The 24,765-nt window shown below is 62.1% G+C and carries 14 protein-coding genes; 6 read left to right on the forward strand and 8 right to left on the reverse strand.

Going from position 1 to position 24,765, the window contains the following annotated elements:
• Window positions 1–7 precede the first annotated feature (7 nt).
• Window positions 8–730, reverse strand: coding sequence for a DUF4391 domain-containing protein (locus tag ACNAOV_RS02020; protein ID WP_416517758.1), 723 nt, complete (start codon window positions 728–730; stop codon window positions 8–10).
• Between the two features lie 150 nt (window positions 731–880).
• Here ACNAOV_RS02020 and ACNAOV_RS02025 point away from each other — a divergent pair, with 150 nt between their 5' ends.
• Together ACNAOV_RS02025 and ACNAOV_RS02030 are read left to right on the forward strand one after the other, a co-directional pair.
• Window positions 881–1,915, forward strand: a complete 1,035-nt coding sequence (locus ACNAOV_RS02025) for an alpha/beta hydrolase (RefSeq protein ID WP_416517759.1) — start codon at window positions 881–883, stop codon at window positions 1,913–1,915.
• A 113-nt stretch (window positions 1,916–2,028) separates the two neighbouring features.
• Window positions 2,029–2,232: a hypothetical protein gene (locus ACNAOV_RS02030; protein ID WP_229132431.1), complete on the forward strand. Its 204-nt coding sequence runs from the start codon at window positions 2,029–2,031 to the stop codon at window positions 2,230–2,232.
• 75 nt (window positions 2,233–2,307) lie between these two features.
• On the opposite strand, the gene ACNAOV_RS02035 is transcribed toward ACNAOV_RS02030, so the two are convergent.
• The gene (locus ACNAOV_RS02035; RefSeq protein ID WP_416517760.1) at window positions 2,308–3,678 is read right to left on the reverse strand and encodes a sugar porter family MFS transporter; all 1,371 of its coding nucleotides are present in this window, start codon (window positions 3,676–3,678) and stop codon (window positions 2,308–2,310) included.
• A 306-nt stretch (window positions 3,679–3,984) separates the two neighbouring features.
• On the opposite strand from ACNAOV_RS02035, the gene ACNAOV_RS02040 reads away from it, so the two are divergent.
• Together ACNAOV_RS02040 and ACNAOV_RS02045 are read left to right on the forward strand one after the other, a co-directional pair.
• Entirely contained in the window at window positions 3,985–4,941 is a 957-nt protein-coding gene (locus tag ACNAOV_RS02040) for a nucleoside hydrolase (protein WP_416517761.1), read from the forward strand.
• 51 nt (window positions 4,942–4,992) lie between these two features.
• Window positions 4,993–6,381, forward strand: coding sequence for an MFS transporter (locus tag ACNAOV_RS02045; protein ID WP_416517762.1), 1,389 nt, complete (start codon window positions 4,993–4,995; stop codon window positions 6,379–6,381).
• 157 nt (window positions 6,382–6,538) lie between these two features.
• On the opposite strand, the gene ACNAOV_RS02050 is transcribed toward ACNAOV_RS02045, so the two are convergent.
• On the reverse strand, window positions 6,539–10,090 hold the full coding sequence (locus tag ACNAOV_RS02050; protein ID WP_416517763.1) for an InlB B-repeat-containing protein: 3,552 nt from the start codon (window positions 10,088–10,090) through the stop codon (window positions 6,539–6,541).
• A gap of 413 nt (window positions 10,091–10,503) precedes the next feature.
• Between ACNAOV_RS02050 and ACNAOV_RS02055 the strand changes: the two genes are divergently transcribed.
• Window positions 10,504–11,532, forward strand: a complete 1,029-nt coding sequence (locus ACNAOV_RS02055; RefSeq protein WP_416517764.1) for a LacI family DNA-binding transcriptional regulator — start codon at window positions 10,504–10,506, stop codon at window positions 11,530–11,532.
• A gap of 5 nt (window positions 11,533–11,537) precedes the next feature.
• On the opposite strand, the gene ACNAOV_RS02060 is transcribed toward ACNAOV_RS02055, so the two are convergent.
• From ACNAOV_RS02060 to ACNAOV_RS02080, 5 genes are all read right to left on the reverse strand, one after another.
• Complete coding sequence (locus ACNAOV_RS02060) at window positions 11,538–13,961, reverse strand: beta-L-arabinofuranosidase domain-containing protein (protein ID WP_416517765.1); 2,424 nt, start codon at window positions 13,959–13,961, stop codon at window positions 11,538–11,540.
• A 238-nt stretch (window positions 13,962–14,199) separates the two neighbouring features.
• Complete coding sequence (locus tag ACNAOV_RS02065; protein WP_416517766.1) at window positions 14,200–17,628, reverse strand: InlB B-repeat-containing protein; 3,429 nt, start codon at window positions 17,626–17,628, stop codon at window positions 14,200–14,202.
• Window positions 17,629–18,004: 376 nt separating this feature from the next.
• Window positions 18,005–19,390 (reverse strand): RCC1 domain-containing protein, encoded by a 1,386-nt coding sequence (locus ACNAOV_RS02070; RefSeq protein WP_416518118.1) that lies wholly within the window; start codon window positions 19,388–19,390, stop codon window positions 18,005–18,007.
• Window positions 19,294–20,667 (reverse strand): InlB B-repeat-containing protein, encoded by a 1,374-nt coding sequence (locus tag ACNAOV_RS02075; RefSeq protein WP_416517767.1) that lies wholly within the window; start codon window positions 20,665–20,667, stop codon window positions 19,294–19,296. The genes ACNAOV_RS02070 and ACNAOV_RS02075 overlap by 97 nt, the downstream gene beginning before the upstream one ends.
• A gap of 264 nt (window positions 20,668–20,931) precedes the next feature.
• Window positions 20,932–24,201, reverse strand: coding sequence for an InlB B-repeat-containing protein (locus ACNAOV_RS02080; protein WP_416518119.1), 3,270 nt, complete (start codon window positions 24,199–24,201; stop codon window positions 20,932–20,934).
• On the opposite strand from ACNAOV_RS02080, the gene ACNAOV_RS02085 reads away from it, so the two are divergent.
• Complete coding sequence (locus tag ACNAOV_RS02085; RefSeq protein WP_416517768.1) at window positions 24,128–24,538, forward strand: hypothetical protein; 411 nt, start codon at window positions 24,128–24,130, stop codon at window positions 24,536–24,538. The two genes, ACNAOV_RS02080 and ACNAOV_RS02085, sit on opposite strands and share 74 nt — an antisense overlap.
• Window positions 24,539–24,765: the final 227 nt, after the last annotated feature.

Here is a 24,765-nt window from a genome sequence, read left to right on the forward strand (position 1 = left end):
TGCTTGATTAATTATCCTCTGAAGTCTGATTATCGACGGAAAGCTGCTTCAGTTCGGCACGGACCTTCTGGAGCTTGGCGAAGGCTGTGTTGCGGTCCTGGGTGTTTTTGGCCCGGCCGTGGTCCCCGGTCAGCTTGGCCTCCTGGGCCTTGAGCAGGTCGATGCGCTCGCGGATGGCGAGTCGGTTGTCCAGATCCGTGCCGTCAGTCTGATCCAGGGTCACCTGGGCACACAGGCTGTCCCAGAGTTGGTCCATATCGTCGCCGGCTAAGGTCAGATTGGTCTGATCAGCAGGGCGAGGACTGCCCAGGTGGAGCGTATGCCTGGTCTCATGACCGGCTTTGGTGGGCAGGGCCCTGCGGACGGCCGGTGTGCAGACGAGACCCTCTTCATCTTGGTGAATGGTGATGAAGACCATGCCTGAGGAGCGCATTGCGGCGATGTGTTCCAACACGTCCTCCGGCACATCGGGAGTCTTCAGCCCGACGGCCATGACCAGCACCTCGTGGCAATGCGCGCCGTCCGTCACAGATATGGTCCCGGGGCGCAGCAGGGCCAGCATGACGATCTTGTCGACGCTGGTGGAGAAGTGCTGACGCAGTCGTGAGGAGACGGGCGGTCGCGTGGTGAAGGCCCTTATGGGCAGTTGGCCCTTGGCTGCTGGAATGGCGGTGGTGGGCGGCAGGCCCAGGGAGAGCGCGGACACGCTTTCGTAGCTTGCGATTGTCATCCTTGGCCTTTCTGTCGCTGTTTCCGTTATTCTACCGGCAGGAGCGCAATCGTGGGCAGGAGTGTCCGTTTGTCGGCAATGTATATTGGCTGTAAACCCACAAGACCAAATGCGAGGAGCTCTGCGGGTTGGAGTGGTGAGGGCTGAATGATGAGCAACGATGCAGATATGACCGTAACCGATGAGGAACGCAAATTGTTAGAGGGCTGGACTGAGGTCGATAGGGATCTAGGTGGTTGCAGTGCCGATATAGCCAAGACCGTTCTGGGATCCCGGCTGACCTTTGGGCGCATGGATGCTCCCCGTTCTCGCCACTGGCAGGTGCCCGAGGGTGTGGACTGCCTCAATGACATCGCATATGTGGACGACGGTCTGCGCACCCACAAGCTGGACCTTTACCTGCCTCATGATGCCCTGCTGCGCAACGGCAAGGTGACTCCGGTCTATATCGACATCCACGGCGGCGGGTTCATGTACGGCTACAAGGAGCTCAACCGCAACTTCTGCACCCATCTGGCACAGCGCGGCTTTGCGGTCTTCTCGGTCAACTACCAGCTGGTCCCCAGCACGGACTTCATGGGCCAGCTGGGCGACGTGCTGACGGCCCTGACCTGGATCAAGAACCACCTGGAGGAGTATCCGGTTTCGCCCGACAGGATCTTTCTGACAGGTGACTCGGCCGGAGGCACGCTGGCCCTATATACGCTGGCAGTGGAGTCCGATGACCAATTCGCGCAGAGGCTGGGGTTGAAACCTGCCGGGCTGCGGCCCCGTGGCGCTGCCTTGGTCTCAGGGCTTTTCGACCTGACTCCTTACCTATCGGTGAATCTGGATGGTTTCCAACCCAGTGGCTCGCCCACCGATGCCTTGACCATGGTTGCTCCATCCTTCTTCGGGAGCTTTGTGCAGGCTGGGGGCGACCAGGTGGCCGACCTGACGACCATGGTTGATATGGTCCACCTGCCGCCGGTATTCCTGAACACCAGTGCCGACGACTTTCTGCAGGGTGACGCTCTGAAGCTGGCCGGGATTCTGTGCAGGAAGGGCCGCGACTTCGAGCTGCATGACCCGAGGCCCAACCGCCTGCAGACCCTGGGGCACGTCTATCCGGTGGCCATGACCTGGCTGGAGGAGAGCCGGCAGGCCCTGGACCAGATCCACGATTTCTCCTACGACCTGATTTGAGCCCCTATGCGCGCCCGGTTCATCCGTTCGCTGGCTATGATGGGAAGAGAAAGGTGGGCATCGATGGCGTAAGGCCCCCGGTGTCTGCACCGCCGCTTACAGAGGAGTGATTCATGGACGAGAAGACCTTGGTAGAGAAGCTGAGCAACCTGGAGACCATCGACCAGCTGGTTGACCTGTCCAAGGAGATCGGCCAGCCCCTGTCATACAACGACGCGGACCAGCTCTTCGGCAGGATCAACCAGTGCAAGAATGATGTCGCACAGCTGGGAGGCGACACCATCGCCAAGCTGGCCAAGAAGGCCTTCAACATCTGAGGCATCCTAATCTGAAGTATCAGATTCCATAGGGGCGGGCCGGCATCCGGTTCCGCCCTCTTTTTATGCCCGATTTCATGCCCGGGCCCGGGCCTCCTGCTCAATCTGGGCCAGGCTCTTGCCTCGGGTCTCGGGCACCATGAACCAGGCGAACACCAGGGCGCACACATTGATCAGGGCGAAGAGCAGATAGGTGCCGGTGCCGCCCAGCCGGGCAAGCAGGGTGGGGAAGACCAGGGAGAGTCCGAAGTTGGTCAGGTTCATGGCCACGTTGGCGTAGCCCATGCCACGGCTCTTGACCTGCTGGGGGAAGATCTCGGACAGGAGCAGCCAGGTGACCGGGGCCACCAGGCCCTGGACGAAGATCACGTAGATCATCATCATGCCGATCATGATCCAGGCGGCCGTTCGTGACCCGCTGCCTGGGGCGTCGACGAACCGGTAGCAGACCCCGATGGCGGCCAGGAAGACAATGGTTCCTGCGAGTCCCACAGCCAGAATAACGCGGCGGTCGAAGCGGTCGATCAGTCCCAGCCCTCCGATGGTGGCCGCTATGGCGGAGACTAGGATGACGGGCACGGTGGCCACCATGGACAGGGAGGGGTCGAAGCCCAGGGTGTCGGTGAAGATGGTCGGTGCGTAGTAGTTGACGATGTTCAGTCCGGTCAGCTGGTTGATCATGGCTATGCCGATGCCCACAATCAGCACCCGCCGGAGCCAGGGGACCTTGAAACTGGCGGTCTTCGCGCTCGCCGGCTGCGATAGCTCCTGCATGGTCACCCGGGCCTCTGCCTGGTCGCGGGTGGATTCCAGGAAGGCCGCAGCCTGGTCCGGTTGGCCACGGCGAATCAGGTGGGCCGGGCTGTCATGCAGGAAGCAGGCCAGCAGGGCCAGCAGGATGGCCGGAGGCACTAGGGCCCAGAGCATGGTCCGCCAGTCGGCACCCATCCTGTCCAGGATGGCGTTGACGCTGACCGCCAGTAGCTGCCAGACCACAATCATGACCGAGTTGACCGAAACCACCCGTCCGCGTTCCGCCGTGCCGACCATATCGGCCAGGTAGATGGGCACGATGGTGGATGTCATCCCGATGCCAGCCCCGATGATCAATCTTCCCAGTCCCAGCAGGGCCAGACTGGGGGCCAGAGCGCTCAGCAGAGCTCCTGGGATGGCCAGCATGACGCCGGCCAGGATGATGTGCTTGGGGCCGAAGCGGTCGTTGAATTTGCCTGCCAGGTAGGATCCCAGTGCAGCGCCTATCAGCAGGGCTGAGGTGACCATACCCTGTTCACCGGCCGTCAGATGTCCGCCCGAGCCGGAGCCCAGGTTCATGCCGACCAGCGCCCCGGAGATGACGGTCAGGGTGTAGCCGTAGAGGCCGCCGGCCAACACGCCTAGGGCGGTCATCAGTTGTAGATTGCGCCGACGTCCTTGGATTGCAGCCATGGGTTCCCTTTTCGCCAGATCATCCGGGCATAATAAGAGTAATCATAGGCATCTTGGGGACTGGTCCGTCGATCCGGCTCGCCATGGTGAACCAGGGAATCGCCCGGAAAACCAGCTGCCGGATATGCTGTCTGGGTCCAGAACACCGGCGACATGAACATTTGAGGATATTGTCCACGACTTGCGCCTGTCATGGGGAGCGAAACTGCTCAATTTCGCATATGATAAACAAGTATCCACAACAAGGACATCGTGGATGCATACGGCCATGGTTCCATACAGCCTGGCAATGAAAGGAAATATTGTATGCGTAAGCTGATTCTCGATTTGGACACTGGTGTCGACGACACTCTGGCTATCTCCTATGCCCTGGGCAGCCCCGAAGTAGAGCTGATCGGCATAACTGGAACCTATGGCAACGTGCTCCTGGAGCAGGGCATCCGCAACGATCTGGCCATCACCGATCTGCTGGGCCACCCTGAGGTCAAGGTCTACCCGGGCCTGTCCCACGCCTCCAAGGCGGACTCCTTCGAGGTGCTGCCTGTCTCCGCCTTCATCCACGGAGAGAACGGCATCGGCGACGTGGCCATCCCCGACTCGGATCGCAAGGCTGAGACACAGTCGGCCGTGGACTTCATCATCGATGCGGTCAACACCTACGGCAAGGATCTGGTCTACGTGCCCACCGGCCCCATGACCAACATCGCCGCCGCCTTGGCCAAGGAGCCTGATATTGCCCAGCGCATCGGCTCCATCGTACTCATGGGCGGGGCCCTGACCGTGCCGGGCAATGTGGATGCCTGGCAGGAGGCCAACATCTCCCAGGATCCGGACGCGGCCGACGTGCTCTTCCGCTCCGGTGCGCCTGTGACCATGGTCGGCCTGGACGTGACCCTGCAGACCCTGCTGACCTACAAGGAGACCGACCGCTGGCGGCAGCTGGGCACTGCGGCAGGCAACTTCCTGGCGGACATGACCGACTTCTACATCAAGGCCTACGAGACCACTTCGCCCCACCTGGGTGGTTGCGGCCTGCACGATCCACTGGCCGTGGGCGTGGCCGTGGATCCGACCCTGGTCACCACCCTGCCCATGAACATGAAGGTGGAGACCGAAGGCGCTACTCGCGGGCGCACCATCGGCGACGAGCAGCGGCTCAACGACCCCAACAAGACCATGCGCGTGGCCGTCGGCGTGGACGTGCCCCGCTTCCTTGACGAGTTCATGACCCGCATCACCAGGCTGGCCTCCCAGGCTGACTGAGGTCTGCCATCCCCGGCAAGTTCACGCAAGAGAAAGAGAACTGAAGACATCATGTCCGAAAAGCAATCCACCGAGGATTCGACAGCGGTACGGTCGCTGATCCTGCTGCTGATCACCTTCGTCCTGGGCACCCTGTGCCTGCAGGGCTTCAACCTGGTCTTCCAGCAGGTCGGCAAGGATGCCGGCGCTCCCGATCAGGCCTCGCTGATCACGGCCCTGCCCAGCATCGTCCTGGGCATCGTCTGCTTCATCTACGGGTCCCTGGGTGACTTCGTATCCCTGCGCAAGCTGGTCACCTTCGGCCTATGCATACTGTTCGTCGGATCCGTGTACGGATACGTGGCCAACACGATCATGGCCCCCAACATCTGGAATGTGATCGCGGCCCGGCTGCTGCAGACCGCCGGCGAGCAGGTGGCTGGCTCGGCCTATCTGGTCGTGGCCACCAAGTACCTCAAGCCCTCCCTGAAGGTGATCTTCTTCGGCATCTTTACGGCAGGCTACCAGGTGTCTGCAGCCATCGGCATCTTCGCCGCCGGTCTGCTCAGCTCCATAGCCTGGCAGTACCTCTTCCTGATTCCCGCGGTCACCATCATCTTCCTGCCCATCCTGCTCAAGAGCCTGCCAACCGGCGGCGGCAACGGCGAGAAGGTGGACTGGCTGGGCTTCGTCATCTTCGGACTGGCCACGGCCCTGCTGACCCTCTTCTTCTCTTACACGGCCTGGTGGCTGCTGGTGGCCTCCGCTGTCTGCTACCTGATCTTCGCCGTGTACATCAGTCGGGCCAAGAGCCCCTTCATCACCCCGGACTTCTTCCGTAACAAGCGCTGGCTGATGGGCATCGGGCTGATCCTGATCTTCTACTTCATGAACTACTGCATGTCGCCCATCTTCAACGCCATCGGGCGTGACGTCTACAAGGTGTCGACCACCACGGTCTCCCTGCATGTGGTCTGGGCCTTCCTGGTGGCCGCCGTGCTGGGCACCACCTCGGGCGCCATCGTGGACAGGATCGGCCGCAAGACCGCCATCATCATCGCTGCCTGCCTGATGATTCTGGGCTTCGCCGGGACGGCCCTGGTGGTCAATTCCGGCCTGCTGGCCCTGACGCTGACTGCCTGCGTTTACTATGCCGGGGTCGGACTGATGTATTCGCCCATCGTCTCCACCGTGCTTGACACCCTGCCCCAGGACCAGTCGGGCCGCGGCGTGGGTATGAACGATTTGGTCATGAACGTGACCGGCTCCATCGGCATCGCCATCATCGGCGGCCTGATGGGCAAGCCCAGCCTGGAGGGCTTCAGCATCATGGGCGCCACCGGACCGGCCGCCAACTACAGCAACCTGCTGCTGATCGGGGCTGCCGTGTCTCTGCTGGGGTTGGTCGTGTATTTGGCCTGCAAGAAGACCATCTACGCCACGACTGCCGACCAGCAGTAGAACAGTCGTAGTCGACCATCTGAGCGAGGTAAGAGGAGCCGCTTCCCCCTGTTGCGCTTGGAAGGTCGACTTGATTGTGTGAGGGGCGCGGAGGTAGGGTGTCGGCCTTTGGGATGAGCCTTGTATGTGACATTCCTTCGTGCGCCCCCGGCCTGTCTTACTCGAGTGAAGCGTGAAGCAGCTGGTGCTGTTCCCTCCGGTGGCGGCGGGATGCCAGGACCCCGCCCATGCCGGTCATGCCGGTGGCCAGGGCCAGCAGGATGCCCTCCCCGCCCGCCCGGGGGAGCACTCCTGCTGGCAGGTACGTGTACCTGAGGGAGGTGTCCGGCTGCTGGGCTAGGCGGCCCAGCTTGTAGTCCACGCTGACCGTGACCGTGCCCGTGCCCGGCAGGTGCGCGGGCGTGAGCACGCTGACGCTGCTGCCGTCGCCGCGCGTCAGGCCTGTTGCGGGGGTCTGGTCGAATCTGACGCCGGTGATCACCGGCGTCAGGTTGAACATCACCGGCCAAGGAGTATCCTCTCCCCGGATGCTGGTGTCGCCTTGGCCGAGCTGGCCATAGTCGTTGCTTCCCCAGGCGTAGGCGTATCCGTCGGTGCCCACGGCCAGCGAGTAATAAAAGCCATTGCCGAGCTGTGCGGGTTTCAGTCCTCGGCTCGCGTCAGTGGGGCTGGCGGGGTCGCGCACGCGCACAGGAACAAGTGACTTACCGGTGTCCCATCCGTTGCCGAGCGGGCCAAAGAGGTTGTATCCCCAGGCGTAGGCGTATCCGTCGCTGCCTACGGCCACCGTATGAAAGTATCCGGCGCAGATCTCTCTGGCTTTCAGTCCTTTGCTCGCGTCAGTGGGGCTGGCGGGGTCGCGCACGCGCACAGGAACTTTCGAACCGGTTTGCCAATCGCCGCTTTCATTGTTGCCGAGCTGGCCATAGTCGTTGCGTCCCCAGGCGTAGGCGTATCCGTCGTTGCCCAGGGCCACCGAATGTACGCATCCGGCGCTGACCTGCAGGAAGGTGAAGTCCGCGGGCGCTCCTGCAGGCTTGCTCACTTTGACCGGCGTACGCCGCTCGGTTTGCGTCCCGTCGCCGAGCTGGCCAAACAGGTTGTCTCCCCAGGCGTAGGCGTTGCCGTCGCTGCCCAGGGCCAGCGAATGCGAGGTTCCGACGTTGACCTGCAGGTAGGTGAAGTCCGTGGACGTGCCTGCAGGCTTGTTCACTTTGACCGGCGTAGTCCGCTTGGTGGTTGTCCCGTCGCCGAGCTGGCCAGAGTAGTTGTCTCCCCAGGCGTAGGCGTTGCCGTCGCTGCCCACGGCCAGCGAATAATCTTTTCCTGCGCTGACCTGCACGTAGGCAAAGCCTGCAGGCGCTCCTGCAGGCTTGCCCACTTTGACCGGCGTAGGCCGCTGGTCGGTCGTCCCGTCGCCGAGCTGGCCATAGCTGTTGTCTCCCCAGGCGTACACGTACCCGTCGCTGCCCAGGGCCAGCGAATGATCGATTCCGGCGCTGACCTGCACATAGGTGAAGTCCGTGGGCGTGCCTGCAGGCTTGCCCACTTTGACCGGCGAAGTCTGCATGGAGGTATCGGTGATCGTGGTTGTCCCGTCGCCGAGTTGGCCGTTGTTGTTGCGTCCCCAGGCGTAGGCGTTGCCGTCGCTGCCCACAGCCAGGGAAAAACTACTCCTTTTTGATGCGCTGACCTGGTTGAACCTGATGCCCCGGCTGGTGTCCGGCGGGGTGATGGTGGTGGTTTCCTTGCCGAGCTGGCCGCCCTTGTCGGGGCTGATGCTCCATGCGCTGTTCCGATTGTCTGCTGTCCATTTGGCGGTGAGGGTGAGGTTTTGGGTGACGGGTTTGCTGAAGTCGTAGGCGACCTGCCCGGTGAACCATCCGTCGAACTGGTAGCCTGGGCGCGTCGGGTCGGGGGAGGGGCGCTGGACTCTGCCGTAGACCGGCTGGATGCTCTGGTCCTGTGGGGTCGGGTTTCCTCCGCCCGTGTCGAAGCGGACCGTGTAGGCGGAGCCCTGGCGGAGGTCTCTGGTCAGGGTCTGGTCGACGGTGTACGTCAGGCTTCTGGTGAAGGGCTGGTCGTCCTGCCTGCCGGTGATGGTGATGGCGGCCGGGCCGGGCTGGCGGGCGGGGATGTCCGTCTGCCAGGCGTCGCCGGTCCTGCTGAGTTTGAGCGGCTGGCCGTCCGTGCCGGCTGTTTCCAGGGTGGGCGCTGTGGCGGTGTCGAGCCGGGCTGGCCGGGCCGGATTGCTTTGAGTATCCAGGCTCCACGTGAACATGTTGCCTTGCCGGTCGATTGCGGTGACCCTGCCGCCTGCAAGGACGGCCTGCGTGTAGGCCCGGCTCCCGTCGTCCGCCCGGGCGGGCGCTTCGCCGGGCTTCCAGGCCCAGAGGCGGCCGTCCCTGCTGGTGATGACGGCCTGGTCATTGCCGGTGGTGATTCGGCTGGCCTTCAGGTTTTCCGGCAGGCCGGCGGCCGTAAGGCTGGTCGTGCCGTCGGCCTGGTGCCAGGCCTGCCCGTCCGCGTCCAGGAGGAGGAACCCCTGGTTGAGGGCCTGGGCCTGGACGATACGGATTTGTGTGTCCTGCCTGATGCGTGCGGGCTTGACGTTGCCGGTCTTGCTCGCGTCCCAGGCCCAGGCCTGCCCGTCCGCGTCCAGGGCGAGGGCCCGGCCGCCGGAGGCGGCGGCGGTGACGGCCCGCGCCTGTCCGGGCAGGCCGGTCGTGGCCTGCTCCAGGAATTTCGGGTTCGTGTTTTGACTGTCTTTCCGGCTGGCCTGGTAGGCGTGGACCTGTCCCTGCCGGTCCACCGCCAGCAGAAGGTCGCCGTCCATGCTGATGCCGGTGAACCGGGCGTCCTGGTTGGCATCGAGGATGGTGGGTGTCGATTGTCCGTTGTCCCAGGCGTAGATCCGCTGGTCGGATCCGAGCGCGGCCTGCAGCCGGCCGCCTGCCGCGGCCTGCAGCCAGCGGAACCCGTCGGGAGCCTGCGTGGGGAAGGGGACCTGCTTGGGCGCGCCCTCCTGCGTCCAGGTGTGGATGCGCCCGTCGCCGGTCAGGCCGACTGTCCGCTCGCCTGCGGCCTGGACGTTGACGTAGTAGTGCTCCTGCGGGCTGGGCGGGCTGATGGTCAGCCGGGCGCCGGCGGCGGGCCCGTGGTCCGGGCTCAGCGTCCAGTCCGTGATCCTCGACCATTGGGCTTTCAGGGTCGTGTCCTGGAGGATGGGCGTCCGGAAGTCGTAGGGCTGGCCGTCAAGCGTCCACCCGTCGAATTTGAATCCCTCGCGCTGCGGATTCTGCTGCGGGGCGGTGGCCAGCGTCCCGGTCTTCACAGTTGATTGGGTGTGTTTGCTTCCGTCGGCCGGGTCGAAGCGCACCGTGTGCGAAGGTTCATCATCCGTCTTACCGGCTGATTTAGCTGGAGCGGAGTCTGTGCCGCTTGGACTGGCCGCCGGCGTTGACGGGGCAACCGGGCTTGATGTCGTGGGGTTCAGGGGCGAGGCGGTCTCCAGCGGCGAGGGTGAGGGCAGGGGAGCGCCGGACGCGCTGCCGGGATTGGTCACGGGGGTCTGCTCGGCTGTGTGGCCCTCCCCCCCGGCAGGCACAGGAGCGTCCACGTTGGCGGACGCGACGCCCAGTCCTGCCATAAGGCCCACAAGGAGGATTAGTGCCGCCAGGACGCGAGGCAGGCGGGAAACCAGATGCATAAGCCGAATACCTTTCGCCAGCACCGGACACGATCGCTTCCAACACCCCTAAAGCGTGCCGATGACCCTTGCATGCAACGTACCTGTCGAGATGCCGTCCAGCCCTCCACTGCTCAAGCCAGCCCCCACGTCAGCCGTACAAGCCATATCGAAACCCAGCCAACTCCCCAACATCACTACACTCATCATGTTACCTGAAAAACAAGAACAAGCGATGCCGTTCGTGATATCAGATTCATATAGGTAAATCAGCTTCGGACTTTGTACCAGCACAGCATTTCTGATGATTGCATTACTGGTAAAAACAGCGGACAAGCATCGTACCACAACCGGTATTCCCCTCCCTGAAGCCATCTGTCTGCCCGGCGATAGAATGGGCTGACGAATCAGGCGTGAGGGAAGCGACGGCTATAGTGACGACTTTGGACGATGTGGCCGGCGAGGCCGGGGTGTCGAGGATGACGGCATCCAATGCCCTACGGGGCAAATCCTCGGTCAAACCCTCCACGGCACGTCGTGTGCTGGAGGCGGCGCAACGCCTGGGGTATCGGCCCAATCTGGCGGCCCGGCGGCTCAGCTCTGGCAGGTCCGGGATCATCGGCTTTTCCACTGTGGAACTGGACCGTTCGCCCTTCTCGGCGGCCCTGGCGGCGGCTGTATCGGATCAGGCCTTCAGCATGGGGTATCAGACCCTGATCCAGCAGACCCGACAGATGGCCAGCTACGAGTCATCCATGGTGGCAGACATCGCCACCCAATTCTGCGAGGGGACCATCCTATCCGCGCCTGCCCTGCCCGCTGACTCCATTGCCGCGCTCAATCGACGCTATCCCTTGGTTGTTTTCGACGGGCCGCGGCTGGGCCGGTCCGTAGACACCGTGCGCAGTCCCAACCGCCAGGGTGCCCAGGCGGCAGTGGAGCATCTGATAGACCATGGTTGCCGGCGGATTCTGGTTCTTGGTGGCGCCTACAAAGCCCCAGACCAACTGGCTCAGTCCAGCCTAGGGCAGGACCAGCGGCTCTCGGGGGCCATGCAGGCAGCACAAGGCCATGGAATCCGCCTAGGGCCTGAAGACGTGGTCGACTGCGACTGGGATCAGGGCAGCGCCGACCAAGCCGTGTCCGCCCTGCTGACTCGCCGCAGGGATTTTGACGGGGTCTTCGCTCTGACGGATGTGGTGGCCATCGGGGCCCTGCACGCGCTGGGGGAACATGGGGTGCGGGTGCCCGAGCAGGTGGCCTTGGTCGGTTTCGACGGGCTGGAAGTGTCCCGCTTCCTCACGCCCGCCCTATCGACCATCCGCGTGGATACGGACCGGGTGGCGACCGAGTGCCTGCGACTGCTCATGGCTCGGATGAAGGATCCGCCCGGCAGGCATCAGCCTGAGCAGGTGGTCCTGCCCTTCATGCTGGTGGAGGCTGGCAGCACAGCCCGCTCCTGAGCCCTTCAACCGCGAATCAACGCCAGAGTCAGCAGGTCAGGGGTGGGACCCTCGGCGCCAGCCTGGATCTGCACCCTGACGGCCCGGTCGGGCAGGGCATCCAATCCTCGACCTGTCAGGGGGTAGCGGTCCAGTATTATGCCGTTTTCACAGCTTCTTACGGGCTGGCCCAATTTCAGGCCTTCCGCCTGCAGGAAGTAGGGTGCGGCGCTGCCCTGATCCCGCATGGTCACCTCCAGCATTTTCGCTCCGCCGGTGGCGTCCCGCAGACGGTATGAGAAGCAGCCCCCAGCCAGGGCGTGACGGGTGTTGATTCCCTCAATCAGCTCCTGCCGGTCATTCCTGCCCTGATACTCGTGGTCGATTTCGGACTGCTGGGACCCGCAGTCCACACGGTCGCAGACCTGCAGCTCGTGGGCCTGTTCCTGTGCATCGACTTCTTCCAGGGCTCGGTGAACACGGTCCTTATTGCCATCCTGCGCCCAGGGCAGGTAGACCGAGTATCGGGAGGCCTCGATAGAGGTGAAGGGGACCAGCAGCAGGCGTGAATCGGTCCACCCCGGTTTTCCGCCCTCGGGTCTGCAGACGGCCACCTCTATGGCGCCGTCATCCTGGGGGTGGGGAAGAAGGAATTCCTGGGGCTCTCCACGGAGCACGGGCAGATTGCCCAGCGGACGCACGGGGCCGGAGGCGATGTGTCCGGCACGGGAGTCGTAAGCCTTCAGGCCAATCAGGTCGGCGTCGTCGCTGCGGGCGGCCATGACCTTGACACCGCGCAGCAGGCTGACCCAGTCCGAACCGTCCGGCAGGCGCTCGGCAGTCACCCGAACCTGGTGGCTCAGCTCCAGGCTCACTCGGCCGGTCCAGGTCAGATGCAGGTGGTCGAAGCGGGGGCTGCCATCCGAACCGGACGTCGCTGGCTCGACGGTCATGTCCGCCTGGCCTTGCGCGATCCGGTATTCGGCACCCTCAAGCCACCAGGGATGGCGTATGTAGAGGTCCAAGGTCTGCTGACTCTTGTCGTCGGCCTCCAGATCCAGACGGCCCAGGTTGGTGGCTCCAGGGCCGGGAGCGTAGGCCAGGCTGACCTGTAGTCCGCGCTGGGACCAGTCCAGGCTGGCGGGGATGAAGAGGTTGACCGCCAGGGACTCGGATTCCTGGCCGGAATCCTTCCCGGGTCGGCGCTCGAAGATTATGGCACCATAGTGGGCATGGTTTTCCAGTCCGGTGCCCACACAGCACCAGAAAGAGCGCTGGGCGCTGGAATAGACCCTATAGTGCCGGGGTCGCATGGGAGTGAAGTAGACGAAGCCGTGCTCGCGGATGCCCACCGTGGAGACCAGGTGGTTGACCAGGACCCGTTCGTAGAAGTCCAGGTAGCGTGCCTGCTTGGTGCGGTCGTAGAGGCGCAGGGCCAGCTTGGCCATGTTGTAGCTGTTGCAGGTCTCCAGGCCCTCGCGGGAGGTGACCATGGCCGAGAAGTCGTCCGGCGGATTGAAATGTTCGGAGATGGAGTGGGCCCCGATGGAGACCGTTCGTTTGTCCACCACCCCATGCCAGAAGGTGTCCACGGCTGTGCGGAAGGCCTCGTCTCCGGTGATCTCGGCCAGGCGCTCGTAGCCCAGGACCTTGGGTATCTGGGTATTGGCGTGCAAGCCGGTCAGCTGGTCCTTGCCGGCGGCCAGCGGCTCGAAGAAGGGAAGGTCGGTCAGGCGACGGGCCTGGCGAAGATAGCGGTCCTTCCCGGTCAGCTGACAGAGGCGGGCGAAGGCCTCGTTCAGGCCCCCGTACTCACAGGTCAGCATGGTTTGGAAATCCTGTTCGTCGATATTGTCCGCCAGGTCGCACCACCAGTCGGCCAGGCGCAGAACCATGACGCGGGCCATGTCGGAGGCGCTCTTGTCTCGGAAGGACTGCCAGCAGTCCAGCAGGCCGGCGAAGAGCTTGTGCAGGTTGTAGAGGGGCACCCAGGCGCCCAGCAGGTCGAAGGACTGGGCTTGCACATGACCCTGCCGCAGGTTTCGGAAAAGCTGGGCGCTGTGAGGCATGCCGCCCAGGAAGCCGTCGCCCGAGGCTTCCTGGCACTCGAGCAGGCCGGTCAGCATACGGGTGGCGCGCTCCAGGAAGGGCCAGGTTTGCAGACTCTGCCAGTAAGCCGCCAGTCCGGACAGGTAGTGGCCGCCGATGTGGCCGTCCAGGCCCATGGACTCCCAGTTGGGGTATGGATCCGCCTTGGCGGGCAGACCTGCCTCGCGCCGGTAGGGGGCCAGAAGACGATCGGGATCCAGGCTCAGCAGGTAGTCTGCGCCGGCCTGCTGCGCATCGGCGTAGATGCTGCCGGGGGTCAGACGGACCTGGGATGGGTTGAAGCGAACATCCAGCCCAGGATGGTCTTGCGCGGACTGGGATTGATGGCGTGCATCGGTCATGGCTCCTCCTTGCAGTGCCGTTTGGACTGGCCCGCGTCGGCTGAGTCGTCGGCAGTGCTGCTGATAATTGTAGCGCTACATATATTGTCCATTTCGGCAAAGCTGCCATGCGATGCCAAAGTCGTCTGGCGGAAGAATATGGGTGGCCCCATTGCGTTGGGGGAGTTAGGGCCACCCGTGTGGTCCGGGGGTGTTTGGGGATAGTGATAACCCGGACCTGCTTACACGAGGGAAGTCTTTATTGTTGTCGGCTGATGGTTTCCAGCCGGTGGCGTCTGGCTGCTGCGGCGCATGCGAAGGCGAGGAGCCCGGCTATCAGCAGGGGGACCAGACCGCCTCCGCCGGCCCTAGGCAGCAGGCTGATGGAGTTGTACCGATACGTGTTGCTGGTGTCGGGGGTTTGGTCTGCTCCGTTCAGCCTCCAGTCGATGGTGACGGTTGACGTGCCGGGCATGTGCGCCGGCGTGGTCGCCGTCCAGGTGCCGTCGGAATTCCTGGTCAGGTTGGAGGCTTCCGCATTGTCGAACAGGACATGCGTGGGGATGCCTAGCTCGGGGAAGTCGTCCTCGGCCGGGCTGGCGGTCTGAGCGCTGCCGGTGTCGCGGCCCAGCTGGCCGTTGGCGTTGTCTCCCCAGCTGTAGGGGTTGCCGTCCGATCCCAGGGCCAGGCAGTAGGATGCTCCTGCGCTGATTTGGGTGAAGGTGATTCCTGCTGGGGTATCCACCTTGTTGGGTCTGTCTGACGAGGTTTTGCCGCTGTCGCCCCAGGTGTAGAGGCTGCCGTCGGAACTCAAGGCGATGGAATGCCCGTCTCCGGCGCTGGCCTGGGTGAAGGTGACGCCAGACAGGGTATCGACCTTGCCGGGCTTGTCTGCGGGGGTGCTGTTGGTGTCGCGGCCTAGGCGTCCCTTGGCGGCATTGCCCCAGGTGTAGAGATTGCCGTCGTCGCTTACGGCCACGGAGTGGCTTCCGCCTGCGCTGGCCTGGGTGAAGGTGACGCCTACTGGGGTGTCGGCCTTGCCGGGCTTGTCTGCAGGAGTGCCGGTGGTGCTACGCCCAAGCTGGCCGTGGGTGTTGTCTCCCCAGGTGTATATCTGGCCTTGCGTGTCTACGGCCACTGTGTGGCCCTGGCCTGCGCTGACACTGGTGAAAGTAAGATCTGCCGGGGTGTCGGCTTTGCCGGGCTTGTCAGCGGGAGTGCTGCTGGTGACGTCGCGGCCCAGACGACCGGCGCTGTCGTCACCCCAGGTGTAGATGTTGCCGTCCGAGCCCAAGGCCACGGCATGTGATCCGCCTGCGCTTGCCTGGACGAAGGTGATGCCTACCGGGGCCTCAACCTTGTGTGGCCTGTTGGCTGGAGTGCTGCCGGTGGCGGCACGGCCCAGCTGGCCTCGACTGTTGTCTCCCCAGCTGTAAAGGCTGCCATCCGACGCCAGGGCCACGGAAAATCCATAGCCTGCGCTGACATGGACGAAGTTGACGCCTGCAGGAGTCTCCGCCTTGCCTGGATGGCTGTCCTGCCTGTCGGTGGTATCGCGGCCCAGCTGCCCGTGGCTGTCGTTGTCTCCCCAGGTGTAGAGGCTGCCATCGGAGCCCACAGCCCCGGAATGGAGGTCTCCTGCATCGACCTGGCTGATGCGGATGCCGCGTGCTGGCGGTGGGGTCAGGGTGACGGTCTGGCCGCCTGACTCGGGCCCGCTCTCCTTGTCGAGCTTCCATTTGGAGTCAGCTTTACTCCAGTGGGCGGTCAGCGTCACCTTGCCGGTGACCGGCCTGCTGAAGTCATAGGCTGTGTCGCCGATGAACCAGCCGTCGAATAAATAGCCCCTCCTGATTGGATCTCTATCGGGGCGTTTCATCTGCTTGCCCTCAGTTACGGACTGGAAGTAGAGCCCAAAGCCGCCAGCGGTGTCGAAAGTGGGGTGGTAGGTTTCCAGGTACCTGTAGGACAGATGCGCGTCCGGACGTTCGCCGTTCCTCTTCCAGGTGATGACTGCATCCACCTTGCCGCGATCATGTTTTGGCGTGATAACGCTCCAGGTGCCGTCCGAGGTGGGGTCGAGGTTGGTTCCGGGCGTCCCGCCGAAGCTCACGTTGTCGGGCTTGGGATCTTCGGGGAATGCGACCATGCCGGGGCGGCTGTCGTACTTGCCGCTGGTGGGGCGTCCTAGTTCGCCGTACTGGTTGTATCCCCAGCTGTAAAGGTTGCCGTCGGAGCCAATGGCCAGGGAGTGGGAATAGCCGGCGCTGATCTGGGTGAATTGTGCGATGCCCGTCGGCATGGTCACCTTACCGGGTTTGGCATCATATTTGGCTGATCCGGTGTCGCGACCCAGCTGGCCCCAATCGTTGTTTCCCCAGCTGTAGAGGTTGCCATCCGAGCCCAAGGCCAGGGTATGCCTGCGTTCTGTACTGATCTGGGTGAATTTCTTGACGCCTGCCGGCATGGTCACCTTGCGTGGTCTGCGGTCTATTGTTGCTGATCCGGTGTTTCGTCCCAGCTGACCGTATTCGTTGTATCCCCAGCTATAGAGGTTGCCGTCGGAGCCGATGGCCAGGGATGTCCAATCTCCAGTCATGATCCACGCGTATTTCTTGACGCCTAGCGGGGTGGAGACCTTGCGTGGTGCGGGGTCTTTATAGACAAAGTCGCCGGTGTTGCGTCCCAGCTCGTCGTAAGTGTTGTCTCCCCAACTGTAGAGGTCACCGTCCGAGTCCAGGGCCATGGAGTAGAAGGTTCCTGCGCTGATCTGGGTGATTTTCGCGACACCTGTCGGCAGGTTCACCTTGCCTGGCTTGGCGTCGTGTGTGGCTGAACCCGTGTCGCGTCCCAGCTCGCCGTAGCTGTTTGCGCCCCAGCTGTAGAGGTTTCCGTCGGATCCCATTGCCAGGGAATGCCAGGCTCCTACGCAAGCCTGGGTGAAGCGGACACCGGCCGGAGGAGTGACCAGCCCCGGCTGATTGCCTATCGTCGAATCGCCGTTGGAGTCACGTCCCAGCTGGCCATATCTGTTGTCACCCCAGCTGTAGAGGTTGCCGTCCGATCCCAGGGCCAGGGAATGAGAGGATCCTCCGCTGACCTGGGTGAAGCGGACGCCGGTCGGCGGGTTGACCAGGCTAGGTGTGCGTTTTTCCTCTTCAGGGGTTCCCGCTTTGTAGTTCTTGTCTCCCCACCGGTAGAGGTTGCCGTCTGAGGCTATGGCCTGGGACCCATCTTCCTCTGCCGGGATGATGTGGCTGAATCGTATGTCTGGTGTGGTGGGCTGGGTCAGGGTGATCTTGTCTCCTCCGGCGGCTTTCCCCGAGGTGGGGGAGAGGCTCCAGGCGCTGGTGCCCTTGGTCCAGTGGGCGGTCAGGGTGAGGTCTGTGGTGACGGGCTGGGTGAAGTCGTAGGCCACCTTGGAGTCGCCCTTGGCGTCTTTGGTGAACCAGCCGTCGAAGAGGTAGCCGTCCTTGGTCGGGTCTTGTGCGGGTCGACTGGCCGGGGCGCCTTCGGCAATGGTCTGTTGGTCGATGCTGCTGCCGTTGTCGCTGTCGAAGACGACCTGGTACGAGGTTGAACCTGTCTGAGCACGACCGGCTGCTGTGCTGACGGATGCGTCTGTTTGCCGGGGCGGGCTGATAGGTTTGGCGATGGCGTCGGCCGCAGTGAGGCCGCCGATGATCATACTGGCTGGAAGAATAACGATGACCTTCAAAAGGTCTACAACAATGGCTGACCGGGAAGACGCGTCCGGATGGCACATGATCGCTACAAACCCCTTTCCCAAGGTAAGGCGGTCCGATGATGAAAACCCCAAGTTTTTTCATCGGCTGCATGCCGGGCACGTTCCCGGTAGCTAGAAAGAACGCTAGCATGGAGGGTCGGGTCTGAGGGGGAGCAACACTCGGATAAAACGAGTAAAAAATATTATGTCAAGTTGGGATGCAGATATTTTCCTCTAGGCGCAGAGATAAATAAGAAAATGGGTGGCTCCCTGATTTCAGGGGGGAGTGTGGAGCCACCCATCATGGCCGGACCGTTCTTGGGGTGGGTTCAGCCGCTTACTCGAGCGAAGTGAATTCGTGCCTGTGGCATCCGGCCGCCAGGGCGCCGGCAACTGCAAGCAGTCCTGAGGCGAGCAGGAGGACTACCCCGGTGCTGCCGGCAAGGGGCAGGATGCCTTTGAAGGTATAGCTGAGGTGGGTCGGGGCTTGATTGGCGGCACCCAGGGACCAGTCCACGATCACGTCAGACAGTCCCGGGTTGTGGGCTGGCGTGGCCAGGGTAACCGATCCGTCCGCGTTCTGCTGCAGGCTGTTGGCTGACGTTCGGTCGAATCTGACACCGGTAATCAGCGGCGGCGGATATAACGGCACTAGTGTCGGCGTAATTGTCCGCTGCCCAATGTTGCTGCTGCCGATGCCGAGTTGCCCACTGATGTTGAGTCCCCAGCTGTAGCTCTTGCCATCCTGACCGATGGCCAGGGAATGAGCCGATCCTGCGCTGATCCACGCGACCGCGAACCCCTTGCCTACGCTGTTCTGGCCTGTGGGAGGTGACACCTGTGAGGGGACGAGCAGTTCGGAGGTGCCCTCGTTGCTGCCCAACTGATCAAAGCCGTTGTTTCCCCATCCCCAGGCCGTGCCGCTCTGGTCGATGGCCAGCGAATATGTAGCTCCAGCGATAACTCGGGTGGCTTGGAATCCCTGGCTGGCATCGGCAGGGTTTTTCACCTGTGTGGGTGTGGACCGGTCGGTTTGCGTGCCATCGCCGATTTCGCCAGCCGAGTTCCATCCCCATGCCCAGACCGTGCCGTCCTGGCCGATGGCCAGTGCATGGAGGTTACCCATGCTGATCATCCTGGCCTTGAAGGTCCTGCTGGGGTCCTTGGCCAGGGCCGGCGTCAGTTTGAGCGTGCTGTAGGTGGACTTGTCGTTGGTTTCGCTGCCCCAGACGTAGACGCGCCCGTTCAGATCGATGGCTGCCGAGTCGGTGGAGCCGGCGCTTATCTGGGTGGCCTTGAAGGGTTGGCCATCAGGACCCTTGACGGCCTGTGGATTGGAGCGGCTCTGCATGCTGCCGTCGCCAAGCTGGCCATATTGATTTTGGCCCCAGCTGTAGACGGTCTGGTCGGAGCCGATGGCCAGTGCGTGGGTGCCGCCTGCGGCGACCTGCGTGTAGGTGAACCCGGTGGCTGCACCGTCAGGCAGGTGAACCTTGGTCGGCGCATTCTGTGAGTCCGTCGTACTCGGATCCTGGCCGAGCTGCCCGTACCGGTTGTCGCCCCAAGCGTAGGCATTCCCATCGCTGGCAATCCCTACAGAAAAGCCGACGAAATTGCCGCTGGCGCTTATCTGGTTGAAGCGGATGCCTCGGCTATTTTGGGCGGGGTGATGGTCACCTGCTGGCCGCCCTGTGCGTCGCCATTGTTCGGGCTGATTGCCCAGCTGCCGATGTCTGCCGGGCTCCAATGGGCGACCAAGGTGATGCTGCTGGTGACGGGCTGGCTGAAGTCATAAGCCACATTGGAATGGCCGTTGGCGTCCTTGAGGAACCAGCCGTCGAACAGGCTGCCGTCCCTGGTCGGGTCTGTGGTCGGCCGTGTGGCCTGCTTGCCTTCGGTGACGGACTGGGGCCCGGGCATGCCCGAGGGCGCCGGAGGTGAGTCACTGTCGGAAGAGAAAGTGACATTGTAAGCGTTCATGTACTGGTAGGTCAGGTGGGTGTCGGGCCTGGGACCGTTCATGTTCCAGGTGACGGTGACATCGGTCTTGCCTGCTGCATGCTGGGGCGTAGTGACGCTCCATGTGCCGTCCGCCTTAGCGGTCGGATCTGTGCTGGGCGTGCCGCCGAAGCTTACGCTGAGTGGCCTGGGATCCTCGGGGAACTTGACCATGCCGGGATTGCTGTCGGAGCCGCCGCTGGTTTCGCGTCCCAGCTGATTGTAGGTGTTGCTTCCCCAGCTGTAGACGTTGCCGTCCGAGCCCATGGCCAGGGAAAAGTTGTCTCCAACGCTGGTTTGGGTGCAGCTGATGCCTGCCGGCAGGGGTACTTTGCCTGGCATGGTGCTCGTCGTAGTGCCAGTGTCGCGTCCCAGTTGGCCATCGCTGTTGTTTCCCCAGCTGTAGAGATTGCCGTCCGAGCCAGTGGCCAACGTATGCCATTCGCCATTGCTGATGTGGCTGAATCGTATGCCGCGTTTGGCGGGCGGAGTCAGGGTTATCTCGTCGCCTCCGGCGGCTTTTCCTGAGGTGGGGGAGAGGCTCCAGGCGCTGGTGCCCTTGGTCCAGTGGGCGGTCAGGGTGAGGTCTGTGGTGACGGGCTGGGTGAAGTCGTAGGCCACCTTGGAGTCGCCTTTGGCGTCTTTGGTGAACCAGCCGTCGAACAGGTAGCTGTCCCTAGTTGGGTCCTTGGCAGGACGGCTGGCCAGTGCGCCGTCATCGACGTTTTGGGGATCGATGTTGCTGCCTTCGACGCTGTCGAAGGTGACAGTGTGTGTTGTTGAGCGTGCCTGGGGCCAGCTGGGCTGTGTAGGCGTGAGGGGCGTGGCTAGTGGGGACTGGGGTGTCGTCGGCGTGGCCTGCAGGGTTGGCTGGCTTGTGTTGGCGCTTGTGTCGGTGTCGGCTGTGGCGAGGCTGCCCACGATCAGGCTGGCGGGCAGGATGATGGCAAGCAGGAGGCATGCGGCAATGGATGGACGGGCAGAAATATCCCGATGGCGCATGATAACTGCAAATCTCTTTCCCCAAGTCAGGTGGCCCGATGATGAAAATCCCCAAGTTGCTTTACGATCCTTGCGTCGGGCACGATCCCGACAGCTAAGGGTCAGGCTATCATGGACGGCCTGATTACGATAGGGGAAACTCCCGAATAAGCATAAAGAAGGGTGGCTCCGCTGTGTTGGGGGAATGCGGGGCCACCCTTGTAGGGTCCGGATCGTCATGATTTGGGGATAGACGCAATCCGGACCTGCTTACTCATGCGAAGTTTACTGCTTCAGGCTTCTAACCTTTCTCATGCGTCGCGCCGCGATGGTTACCGTGATGATGAACAGACCGACGGCGAGGGGCAGGAATATGCCAGAGCCGCCGGCCCGGGGCAGGACGCTGATGGAGGTGTACAGGTAGGTGTTGCTGGTATCAGGGAGTTGTGTAACCCCGTTCAGCGTCCAGTTGATGGTTACCGTAACCGGCCCTGGGGTGTAAGGCGGTGTGGTCACATTCCAGGTATCGTCATTGTTGGCGGTCGGATAAATTCCGCTCGTATTGCCGAATTGAACGAGTTTGGGAATGCCGACTCCGGGGAAGACGATCTTGCCTGGATGCGGATCCTGGTCGCCACTGGTGTCGCGTCCCAATATATCTTGGACACCCTTTCCCCAGCTGTAGGTGTTGCCGTCTGATCCTATCGCTAAGGAGTGATTGCCTCCTGCCTGAGGCTGGGTGAGGTTGATGCCCGTTGGAGTGTCGATTTTGGTGGGCAGATAGTCGGATTTGCCACTGGTGGTGCGTCCAAGTTGTCCGCAATCATTGTATCCCCAGCTGTAGAGGCTACCGTCCGATCCTGCAGCGAGGGTAAAGTAACTTCCCGCCACAAACCGGGTGAAATGAACACCTGAAGGCATGACAACCCTGGAAGGGGTCGAAGAAATCAGTTCCGTGTTTCCCAACTGATCTTTGCTGTTACCTCCCCAGCTGTAGAGATTGTTGTCGGAGCCGAGAGCCAGCGAGAAGTTCGCGCCCGTGCTGGCTTGGGTAAAAGTGACGCCGGTCGGGGCCTTTACCTTGTTGGGCTGAGGATCATATAGAAAAGTTATCTGATTAAGTTGGCGGCCCAGTTGGAACGAATTGTTGTATCCCCAGCTGTAGAGGTTGCCGTCTGAGCCCAAGGCGAGGACATGCTTGCTGAATGGACCCGTGAAAACCTGGGTGAATGTGATGCCTTCGGGTGCAGCAACCCTAAGAGGGTCTGTGTGCTTGAACACCGAGCTGCCTTGCCCTAGTGCGCCTCCCCTATCGTCTCCCCAGGCGTAGAAGTTGCCATCGGAGCCTAATGCCAAGGCGAAGAGATCTCCTGCGTAGACTCGAGTGTAGCGGATGCCCGCAGGCGGCGCGACTTTGTCTGGGGCATTGTAATTGTTGGCGAAGGTGTTGCGTCCCAGCTGTTGGGCATCGTTGCTTCCCCAGGTATATACATAGCCGTCTGAGCCAAGGGCCAAGGCGAAGTTTCCTCCTGCAGCGGCCTGGGTATAGCGGACTCCAGCGGGAGTTTGCACCATGAAAGGCCTATCCGAGCTGGTGTGTCCAAGTTGGTAATTGTAATTGAGCCCCCAGCTGTAGAGGTTGCCGTCTGAACCAAGGGCCAGGGAAAAATCCTGTCCCGATTGGATCCAAGAGAATCGGATTCCGCGTGGGCCTTGCGGGGGGGTAAGTTTGACGCTCTGGCCGCCAGTTTGCGGCCCCTTCTTTTTGTCGATGGTCCAGTGCGTGACGGGACTGAAGTGGGCGGCCAAGGTGATGTCCCCGGTGATGGGCTGGTTGAAGTCGTAGGCTATATTGGAGTCGCCCTTGGAGTCTTTGAGGAACCAGCCGTCGAACAGATAGCCGTCCTTGGCTGGATCCTTGTCGGGGCGGACGGCCTGATCGCCATCCATGACCCGCTGGGCATCTGATGTTGGTGTGCCGCCTGCGCTGTCGAAGGTGACCGTGTATGTGGAACCGTCGTACTTGTAGAGCAGGTGTGCATCGGGCTGATGGCCGTTTCTGGTCCAGGCGACCGTCACGTCCACCTGTCCCTTTTCGTGCGCTGGGGTGTGGAAACTCAAGGTACCGTTCTGGTTCTTGGTCAAGTCGGTAATCGGGGTTCCATCCAGATTGACGCTGATAAATTTCAATGCTTCTGGGAAGTCTGTCTTACCCGGGGTGGTTACTGGCACACCGCTGGAGGCGCCGGTACCCAGCTGGCCGCTGCTGTTGGCACCCCAGCCGTAGAGGTAGCCGTCTGAGCCCAAGGCAAGGATGTGCCTGTACCCTGCAATGGCTTCGGCATAGGTGACGCCGTCGGGCGTGACCGCTTTGCCTGGCTGGTTTGTGTTTTCACCGCCCGTATCTTGTCCCAGCTGGCCGCTGCTGTTGTCTCCCCAGCTATAGACGTTGCCGTCGGAGCCAGTTATCAGGGAGTAGTCGTGTCCGGCGCTGACCTGCCTTGTTTTGATGCCGTCAGGCAGGGCTATCTTGCTGGGCTGGCTGGTGCTGCCGTACCCCCAGCTGTATGTATTGCCATCTGAATCAACGGCCAGTATGTGGCGGTATCCTGCGCTGATCTGGCTGAAGCTCATGCCGTCCGCCGTATTCATCTTGCATGCCCGATTGGCCGGTTCGCTGGCGCTGGGTATACGTCCCAGCTGGCCGCTGCTGTTGTCTCCCCAGCTGTAGATGCTGCCGTCAGATGCGAGCGCGAAGGACGCCTTGCCGCCTGCGGTTACCTGGGTGATGGTTACGCCTTTTGGAAGCGGCACTGGGTTCGGGTACGCACTCCCATAACTCTCACCATTGAGTCCGTCGGTATCGCGTCCCAGCTGGCCGCTGCTGTTGTCTCCCCAGCTGTACACAACTCCGTCCGAGGATGCGGCCAGCACATAGTTTGGTCCTGCACTGACTTGAACAAAACTTTTGGAGGAATTTGCAGATGGGACCACCGGATTTGGCACGGGACCTGATGCGTGGATGCGACCCAGTCCTGACTGGCCATCCTCATTGCTTCCCCAGCTGTGTAGATGGTGATGGGTATCGATGGCCACAACGTAATCGTCTCCTGCGCTGACTTGGATGAAGCGGGCGCCATCTGGCACGTCTATTCGTCCAGGCCGATCGGCAGGTTCGTTGGCGGTTGGTATGCGTCCCAGTTGCCCCTTGCTGTTGTTTCCCCAGCTGTATGGCACTCCGAGCGAGTCGATGGCTATCGAAAAGTCTTTTCCTGTGCTGAACTGGCTGAAGCGAGTATCTCCTACGGGCGGCGGAGTCAAAGTGGCTGGCGTGTTGCCGGCGGCAGGACCATGGTTAGGGCTAAGACTCCACGAATTGAGACCCTTAACCCAGCGGGCTGTCAGCGTGAGGTTTCCGGTGACGGGCTGGCTAAAGTCATAAGCGACATTCCCAATGAACCAGCCGACAAAGGAATAGCCTTTGCAGTACGGGTCTGGGGGACGCATCAACCTGCTTCCAGGGCTGAGTATTGATGGTATTATTGACGAACCTATAGTGCTGTCAAACGTTACTGTGTATGTTGTGGTCGAGCGCGGCCGGACCGAGTTTCCGCTGCTTTCGCTATCCTTCTCAGAATCTTTGGGATTATTTTCAGACGGGGTGGTCGTCGGAGCTGAGGATGAATCGGAAGAGGAATGCGGCTTGGTGGGATTCTGGGGTGCGGTAGTACCTGACGGGGAATCTGAAGTGCCTGGAGTAGTGGAAGGCGCTGATGGTGTTGTTGAGGTGTTTGGGGTTGCTGTGAGTGAAGACTGTGTCGCTGGTTTTGTTGACGGGCTCTGTGAGTTTACGGTGCTGGAGGAAGTGCGGGGGTTTTGCTTATCTACTTGAGCGGTCGGTCGACCCCCCCCCCCCGGTGCCTTTTAGAGCAGTCTGCGCGCTCGCGCTGGCTGCACTAGACTCGTTCGTGACTGGCTCAGCGGTAGCAACAAGGCCAGTCAGAAAGCTGGTAGGCAGAATAATCGCGAGCAGAAGGCCAGCGGCAGTGGATAACCGAATCTGCTTATTCCGACGATGACGCATGATGGGTGCGATCCCCTTCCTCAAAATCAGCAGCT

This window comes from Bifidobacterium asteroides (assembly GCF_048001765.1).
Lineage (GTDB): Bacteria > Actinomycetota > Actinomycetes > Actinomycetales > Bifidobacteriaceae > Bombiscardovia > Bombiscardovia asteroides_K.